7 protein-coding genes are annotated in these 8,463 nt (G+C 55.5%); 1 reads left to right on the top strand and 6 read right to left on the bottom strand.

Annotation, left to right across the window (positions count from 1 at the left end):
• Both I9W95_RS17315 and I9W95_RS17310 read right to left on the bottom strand, forming a co-directional pair.
• Positions 1 to 453: helix-turn-helix domain-containing protein (locus tag I9W95_RS17315; protein WP_225677192.1), on the bottom strand; the 453-nt coding region annotated here is incomplete at its 3' end.
• A gap of 356 nt (positions 454 to 809) precedes the next feature.
• A complete protein-coding gene (locus I9W95_RS17310) occupies positions 810 to 3,764 on the bottom strand; it encodes a valine--tRNA ligase (RefSeq protein ID WP_225677184.1) in 2,955 nt (984 codons plus the stop codon).
• Between the two features lie 281 nt (positions 3,765 to 4,045).
• Here I9W95_RS17310 and I9W95_RS17305 point away from each other — a divergent pair, with 281 nt between their 5' ends.
• Positions 4,046 to 5,221, top strand: a complete 1,176-nt coding sequence (locus I9W95_RS17305; protein WP_225677181.1) for an MBL fold metallo-hydrolase — start codon at positions 4,046 to 4,048, stop codon at positions 5,219 to 5,221.
• A 74-nt stretch (positions 5,222 to 5,295) separates the two neighbouring features.
• Here I9W95_RS17305 and I9W95_RS17300 read toward each other — a convergent pair whose 3' ends face one another.
• The 4 genes from I9W95_RS17300 to dapE are packed head-to-tail and all read right to left on the bottom strand — an operon-like array spanning position 5,296 to position 8,440.
• A complete protein-coding gene (locus I9W95_RS17300) occupies positions 5,296 to 5,961 on the bottom strand; it encodes a hypothetical protein (protein WP_225677179.1) in 666 nt (221 codons plus the stop codon).
• On the bottom strand, positions 5,961 to 6,398 hold the full coding sequence (locus tag I9W95_RS17295; protein ID WP_225677177.1) for a DNA polymerase III subunit chi: 438 nt from the start codon (positions 6,396 to 6,398) through the stop codon (positions 5,961 to 5,963). Before I9W95_RS17295 ends, I9W95_RS17300 begins: the two co-directional genes overlap by 1 nt.
• A gap of 29 nt (positions 6,399 to 6,427) precedes the next feature.
• Positions 6,428 to 7,303, bottom strand: a complete 876-nt coding sequence (locus tag I9W95_RS17290) for a putative RNA methyltransferase (protein WP_225677175.1) — start codon at positions 7,301 to 7,303, stop codon at positions 6,428 to 6,430.
• 9 nt (positions 7,304 to 7,312) lie between these two features.
• On the bottom strand, positions 7,313 to 8,440 hold the full coding sequence (gene dapE / locus I9W95_RS17285; RefSeq protein WP_225677190.1) for a succinyl-diaminopimelate desuccinylase: 1,128 nt from the start codon (positions 8,438 to 8,440) through the stop codon (positions 7,313 to 7,315).
• Positions 8,441 to 8,463 lie beyond the last annotated feature (23 nt).

Genomic DNA, 8,463 nt, shown 5'->3' with positions numbered 1-8,463 from the left:
GGCCTCCACTCCGAGCCATTCAAAAAAGGGCCGCACAGCCGCCCGGCTGCGTCCTTCTCCGACCCAGAGCAGTTGCTGATTATCGGCATTTACTACGACGGTGGCGTAGCGGTGGCCCTTGAACAAAGCAAACTCATCCATGATCAGGCGCTTCAGGCCTTGCCGGTCTGGCTCCCGCTGCTCGCGTTTCAGGCGCTGATAGTCGATGGCCTTGACGGTATGCCAGTGAACACCGGTTAGCCGTGCGACATGAGCAACCGGCATCGTCTGCACCAGCACTTCGATCCAGAGCATGAAACTGCGGGTCATGCGTAATCTGTCCGGAAGCCATGAAATACGCTCTGTCCTGGGGCCGCAACGGGAGCAAGCGACTCTGGCAACGGGGACATCAAGCCAGACTTTGAAGGGGCCGATATCGCGTTCACGAATGCGCCGAATGGAGCAGTCATGCATTTGATAAGCCGGTTGGAGGCAGTGGCGGCAGTGGTACTGACGGTTCGGTGAAGGTTGGAGCTGGATGACGAGCGAATCGGAGGAAATCTGTTGGTAGCTTTGGATCTCAAAGCCTTCCCAGAGAAGGGTAAGCGGATTAGGATTCATGGATCGGCAGTGGTCGGTTTTGTTTGGGTTTTGGCGAATGCAAACTTAACCGATTTTACTGCCGTTCTCATTTTTCACGCTTAAATGCGATGAACCTTTTTTTATGGGGATTTCTGATCTTCGGTGCTAAGTGCAGCCGTGATTGAAATTCCCGCTTCAGAGCATCTGCCGTCAGACGTCCGGCGACAGACGTCCGACTTTAACGCCTCTTACAGCGCTTTAATCTTCTCGATCTGCTCTTTCAGTTTCACCACGTCACGGGCAAAGCCTGCGGCTTTTTCCTGTTCTTTGGCGATAACGTCGGCCGGTGCTTTATCAACAAAGCCTGGGTTGCCCAGTTTGTTGTTTACACGTTCCTGTTCTTTTTCCAGCTTTTCGATGGCTTTGTTCAGACGCGCAACTTCGGCGTCCTTATCGATAAAGCCAGCCATTGGAATCAGAATTTCCATATCGCCAACCAGCTGAGTGACCGACATTGGTTCTTCGTCGTCTTCGTTCAGCCAGGTAACTTTTTCCAGCTTCGCCAGTTTCATCAGGAAGGCCTGGTTTTCGTCAGCGCGGCGGAAGTCTTCGTCGTCACCGTTTTTAAACAGCAGTTCCAGCTCTTTGCTTGGTGGAATATTCTGTTCGCCACGGATGTTACGTACGGCAGTAATCACACCTTGCAGCCATTCGATATCGGCTTCTGCTGCGGCGTCGATCAGTGCTTCTTGTGGTTCCGGATACTGGGTCATCATGATGGTGTCGCCGGATTTGCCTGCCAGTTCTTTCACCTGATGCCAGATGGATTCTGTGATAAACGGAATGATCGGGTGAGCCAGACGCAGGGTGGCTTCCAGTACGCGCACCAGGGTGCCACGGGTGCCGCGCTTGGCTTCTTCCGGTGCGTTAGCATCCCACAGCACTGGCTTGGACAGTTCCAGGTACCAGTCGCAGAATTCGTTCCAGATAAATTCGTACAGCGACTGTGCCGCCATATCGAAACGGTACTGGTCCATATGGCGACGAACTTCACCTTCTGCACGCTGCAGGCGGGTGATGATCCAGCGGTCCGCCAGTGACAGAGCTGCTGGCTCGCCATTGGCGCCACAGGCCGCTTTCATGTCATCGGTAATGGTGATGTTGGTGTTGTTGGCTGCGGCAGCATCAACGGCTTCTTCACCGGCAATCGACAGCATCACATAGCGTGAGGCGTTCCACAGCTTGTTGCAGAAGTTACGGTAACCTTCCAGACGCTTCATATCCCAGTTGATGTCACGACCGGTAGAGGCCATTGCCGCCAGGGTAAAGCGCAGGGCATCGGTGCCGTGTGGTGCAATACCGTCCGGGAATTCTTTCTGGGTACGCTTGCCGATTTTCTCAGCCAGCTGCGGCTGCATCATGTTGCCGGTACGTTTTTCCAGCAGGGCGTCAAGGGAAATGCCGTCGATCATGTCCAGCGGGTCAAGTACGTTACCCTTGGACTTGGACATTTTCTGGCCCACTTCGTCACGGATCAGGCCGGTCACGTACACGGTTTTAAACGGTACCTGCGGCTTGCCGTCTTCATCTTTGATCATGTGCATGGTCATCATGATCATGCGCGCAACCCAGAAGAAAATAATATCGAAACCGGTGACCAGCACGTCGGTCGGGTGGAAGTCTTTCATGCGCTGAGCGACTTCTTCAATATCAACGTTTGGCCAGCCCAGAGTGCCGAAGGTCCACAGACCAGAAGAGAACCAGGTATCCAGAACGTCTTCGTCCTGTTTCAGTTCAACGTCAGCAGCCAGGTTGTTTTTGGCGCGTACTTCTTCTTCGGTACGGGCAACGTAAACGTTACCTTCTTCGTCGTACCAGGCCGGAATACGGTGACCCCACCACAGCTGACGGGAAATACACCAGTCCTGAATGTCGCGCATCCAGCTGAAGTACATGTTCTCGTAGGATTTCGGCACAAACTGAATGTCGCCGTTTTCGACGGCTTCAATGGCTGGCTTGGCCAGGGTCTTGGCATCGACGTACCATTGGTCGGTCAGCATAGGCTCAATAACTACGCCACCACGGTCGCCGTACGGAATCACCATGTCGTTTTCAACGATCTGTACCAGCAGGCCGGCTTCTTCGAAATCGGCAACAATGGCTTTACGCGCCGCGAAGCGTTCCATGCCACGGTATTTTTCCGGAATAAAACCAGAAATTTCGCTGTTAACGCTGCCGTCGGTGTTGAAGGTCTGAGCTTCTTCGCGGATATCCGCGTTAAAGGTCAGTACATTGATCATTGGCAGGCCGCAACGCTTACCGACTTCATAGTCGTTGAAATCGTGGGCCGGGGTGATTTTCACACAGCCGGTGCCTTTTTCCATGTCGGCGTGTTCGTCGCCAACAATCGGAATACGACGCTCAACAAATGGCAGAACAACGTCTTTGCCAATCAGGTGTTTGTAACGCGGATCTTCCGGGTTAACGGCAACACCGGTATCCCCCAGCATTGTTTCCGGACGAGTGGTAGCGACCACGATGTAGTCCAGCTCGTTGCCGTCTTCGTCTTTGTAGGTTAAGCCGTCGGCCAGCGGGTAGCGCAGGTGCCACATCTTGCCTTTAACCTCTTTGTTTTCAACTTCGAGGTCAGAAATGGCGGTGTGCAGTTTCGGGTCCCAGTTCACCAGGCGCTTGCCGCGGTAGATCAGGCCGTCTTCGTACAGGCGGATAAACACTTCCTGAACGGCTTTGTAGAAACCTTCGTCCATGGTGAAACGCTCGGTTTCCCAGTCTACGGAGTTACCCAGACGACGCATCTGGCGGGTAATGGTGCCGCCGGAGTGTTCTTTCCATTCCCAGACTTTTTCCAGGAACTTCTCACGGCCCAGTTCGTGGCGGTCTGGCTGGCCTTCGGCGGCCAGTTTACGCTCAACCACCATCTGCGTGGCGATACCGGCGTGGTCGGTACCTACCTGCCACAGGGCTTTCTTACCCAGCATACGGTTGTAGCGGATCAGAGCATCCTGAATGGTGTGCTGGAAGGCGTGACCCATATGCAGCGAACCGGTGACGTTCGGCGGTGGAATCATGATGGAGTAACCTTCGCCGGTTAAGCCATCCTGATAAGGCTTGAAGTAGCCTTTTTCTTCCCACTCTTTGTACCAGGTTTGTTCGATCGCGCCGGGTTTGTACGTCTTATCCATAGTATCGCTGTTGCTCGTATCTGCGTTTGTACCCCACAACGGCAGATTGTTGGCTGCCGGGGTAGTATGGGTTCGGAAAAATGGTGCAGATTATAGCGGATGCAGCGCCGTGGGGGCAGGGGTGATTTCAACCGAGGCGCGCCTTTGTAGCGCTTTTCTGTTATGCCGACAGCGGGGTTATTGTGCCGTTGATGTGAACAGTTTGATCCTTATCGAACCTTTATCTGCTTGCGCGGCTTCCCTACTATGAGGACAAATACGAAATCAGTGAGGATGCCCGGGTGAACTGGACATTGATAACCACAGCGGTGCTGGTGGCCGCTATTGCTATACCTCTGTTTCTGGGCGCCTGTTCTGCCCGCCGCGTACAGGCCGATCAGCAGGAGCGCTTTGCGCAATCGGCTCAGTATCAGCAGGACCATCAGCGTTTTGCCAACCCGGTACCTACCCCGGAACAGGGGCTGGGCGATTTGCTGGGTATCATGTGGGAGATGTCGACGGCTAAAGACCCACAGTCGGCACCGGACATCGTGGTACCTACCCAGCCGTTAACGGCTGCGCAGCTGGCCAGTCTGCCGACCGATGAACACCGGGTGTATCGTCTTGGTCATTCAACCATGCTGTTGTCGCTGAATGGCGAAGTGTGGCTGCTCGACCCGGTGTTTTCTGAGCGAGCGTCGCCGGTACAGTGGGCGGGGCCGGAGCGTTTTCATCCACTGCCACTGAATCCGCAGGATTTGCCACCACTGAAAGGCATTGTGATCTCCCACGACCATTACGATCATCTGGATGAAGGCAGCATTCGCCAGCTGGCGGACAAGGCCGAGGGCTTTTACGTACCGCTGGGGCTTGGTCGTTACCTGCAACAGTGGGGCGTTGCTGCTGACCGTATTGTCGAACATGACTGGTGGCAGGAGACGCGGGTGGGGGACACTCTGCTGGCCGCCACGCCAACCCAGCACTTTTCTGGTCGTGGCTTGTTCAGTCGCGATTCCACCCTGTGGGCTTCGTGGGTTATTGAACGCGACGGTCGTCGTTACTTTTTCAGTGGCGACAGCGGCTACTTTGCAGGTTTCAAGCAAATCGGCGAGCGCTACGGGCCATTCGATCTGACCATGATGGAAAACGGTGCCTACAACGAACGCTGGGGGCATATTCATATGATGCCGGAAGAGAGTGTCCAGGCGCATCTGGACCTTGGCGGTCAGCGTATGTTGCCTATTCATAACAGCACGTTCGATTTGTCGATTCATGCCTGGTTCGAGCCTCTGCAACGGGTCAGCGATATTGCCAGTCAGCGTGGCGTAGAGCTGGTGACGCCGATCATCGGTGAACCAGTGGTTATGGGACGCGAGCAGGCCTTCAGCTTGTGGTGGCAGTCGCTGATGCCACAGCAAATTGCGTCTGCCGAAACCGCCACGCTGGTGCTGGCGGATGAGGTGCGCAGCACTCAGTAATCCGGCTGTTGTATGCACTGCACAGCATAAAAAAAGCCACGGCATGCCGTGGCTTTTTTTATTCAGAGCGGCGCTCAGCGCAGCATATTACGCAGGCGGTCTTTCAGTTTTTCGGTGATCTCCGGCAGCATTTCAGCCACCAGTTGCTCGATCATACGTTCTTTCTGTGCAGGGCTCAGACGGTTGCCTAGATCACTGATGCCGGTTTGTGCACGTTGCTGCTTCTGTTCCATCACGCGCTGCATGGTGCGGTGTGCTTCTTCGGCACTGTGCTGAGCTGCCTCGCGCTCCTGTGCCAGACGATCGAGCACGGATTGCGGCAGGAACGGGTTGGCGGAAATACTCGCTTTTGGCGCTTGCGTGCTGACAGCAGGTGAAACCGGCTCTGCTGGTGTTTCTGCTATTGCGGGCACCGCAAGGTCTGTGTCGACCACTGCTTCTGCTTCTTTGAGCTGCGGGGCCTCTTCCAACGCTGTGTCAGCGTCAGCTGTTGGCTCTGCTTCGACGGCAGGCGTCTGTGGTCGCAGCGGGGTCACATTGGAGACGGCTGCGTTTACCGCTCTCAGAGTTGGTACTTCATCGGCGTTGAACAGATCGTCCAGCACCGGAATGTCGTCCATCGGCTCCAGTACCGGAATGTCGGCACCGTGCTCTCCGGCAGCGTCGTCGAGGACGCGCTGCAGGTTTTCCAGCTCGCGCAACAGGTCTGTGGGTTCGTCGTTACGGTCTTCGGGATTCATTAACGCAATCTCATATCATGGTTGTTGATCGGGTAACCCCGGTCTTTCAGATATTTGTAGTGATTACGAGTGTAGTCCAGTACCTGATCATGCTGGACAACAATACTGACAAAACGTCGAAAGCGTCCCACAAATGATGGTAGCCCGCTGCTCAGGTTGACGATTACATCATGGTGGTGGCCAGGATCGTCATGCCAGCTGATGCTTACCGGACACTCTGCCGGGGCGTCACTGGCATTCAGCAGTGCGTGTGGAATGAAGGCGTCGTCGCGGAAGGTCCAGAGCAGATCATCCAGTGCACGTGCACTGGCTTCAGTATCAGTCTGAATCAGCACCCGGTTACCACGGCTGAACGCTTTCTCGGCCAGACGGCAGGCAAACAGCGCCCGTTCTTCCAGGGTCTGGGCAGCGAGAATGTAGAAATCAACCTGGGTCATGGGCGTATCCTGCGCGAAGTGCCGATATGCTAACGGTCGTCATCGTGGCTGGCAATCACTGCGCCTGCGCGCTGGAACTGATGCAGCACAATTTCGATGGTAACCGTCAGCTCGGTCAGTTGCTGCAAACGTTCGAGTACCTCGTTGCGTACCTTCCAGCGGTGCGGCGTCATCATCAGTAAGTCCATAATCTGCTGATTGCTGGTCAGCTTGGCCTGATACTTCAGGGTTTGCTCGCCGCTGCACTGGTAGCCGTGTTCAGCCATTGTTGGCCTAGGGTCCAGCGGATTGATCTTCACTTCGTCGTATATCAGGTCGCGCAGCTCAAACAGGTGATGACCACCGGTATTGAGCAGCACAATACTGCCCTGATCCGTTAACGCGCGTGCAAATCCTTCCGGCATCAGGTTAGTGAACAGGCAGGTAATCAGATCGATACTGTGGCCAACAAACGGCAGGCGGCCGCCGGAGGCAACCAGCCAGTCGATATCCTTACTGCGGGCAGCAGCACGGCGTACGGCATCCTTGGAAATATCGACGCCATACAGGGCGTGTTCAAGCTGATGATCGTGCAGCACTTCCTGCAGGCGCTGGGTGTAATAGCCTTCACCACAACCTACGTCGGCGATCTGCACAGGCTGCTGGCGGTTCAGCGCCCACTCCAGTACCCACTGATTGAGCATGTCGGAAATCGGGCGGTACAGCTGGCTGTCGAGCAGGCGTTTGCGCGCGTCGACCATATCCAGCGTATCGCCGGGTGCTTTGGATTTTTTGTGCTGGGCAACCAACAGGTTAAGGTACCCCTGACGGGCTTCGTCAAAGGTATGGCCGTTATCACAGGCCCAGCGCTTGCCATCGGCAAGTAAAGACTGCCCGCAAACCGGGCAGGCGATTACTTTATTCACGCGTTGTCCTCAGGCCAGCAGCAGCTCAAGAGTACGTTCGTAAATGGTGGTCAGAATATCGAGGTCGTCGGCCTTGATGTGCTCGTCCACTTTGTGAATGGTGGCGTTGCACGGACCCAGTTCCAGAACCTGAGCGCCGGTCGGAGCGATAAAGCGACCATCGGAGGTGCCGCCCGCGGTAGACAGTTCGGTGTCGATACCGGTGACTTCTTTAATCGCCTGCACGCTGGCTTCTACCAGCGCACCACGCGAGGTCAGGAACGGCTGGCCGCTCAGGTTCCAGTCGATATCGTATTCCAGGCCGTGTTTGTTGAGGATGGCTTCGGTGCGTTCCTGCAGAATCTCGGCGGTCAGTTCGGTCGAGAAACGGAAGTTAAACACCACTTCGCATTCGCCCGGAATCACGTTGGTGGCACCGGTGCCGGCGTTAATGTTGGAAATCTGGAAGCTGGTGGCTGGGAAGAATTCGTTGCCCTGATCCCATTCTTCGGCTGCCAGTTCAGCCAGTGCAGGCGCAGCCAGATGTACCGGGTTTTTCGCCAGATGCGGATATGCAACGTGCCCCTGAATGCCTTTTACTTTCAGTACGCAACCGAGCGAGCCACGGCGACCGTTTTTCACCACGTCACCGGTCTGGTTGGTGCTGGATGGCTCGCCAACGATGCACATATCGATCTTTTCGTTACGCGCTTCCAGTGTTTCGACCACTTTCACGGTACCGTTTTTTGCCGGACCTTCTTCGTCCGAGGTGATCAGGAACGCGATAGAACCCTTGTGGTCCGGGTGTTTGGCAACGAAGTTTTCAACGGCAACGACCATGGCGGCAAGAGAGCCTTTCATGTCCGCGGCACCACGACCATACAGAAGGCCATCGACGATCTGGGGAATAAAGGGCGCATGGTTCCAGTTGGCTTCCGGGCCGGTAGGGACAACATCGGTGTGGCCGGCAAAGCACACAACTGGTGCTTCGTTACCGCGGCGCGACCAGAAGTTATCGACTTCTTCAAAGCGCAGTGGCTCATTGTTAAAGCCCGCTGCGGCCAGACGGTCCATCATCAGCTGCTGGCAGCCATCGTCGTCGGGTGTTACAGAACGGCGGGCAATAAGGTCAAAAGCCAGTTGCAGTGTAGGCGTCATCATGGATTCCTGATCGGGTAGCT

The sequence above is a fragment of the Thalassolituus marinus genome (assembly GCF_020320395.1).
GTDB classification, from domain to species: Bacteria; Pseudomonadota; Gammaproteobacteria; order Pseudomonadales; family Oceanobacteraceae; genus Venatoribacter; species Venatoribacter marinus.
This window is presented reverse-complemented; position numbering and strand designations above follow the sequence as displayed.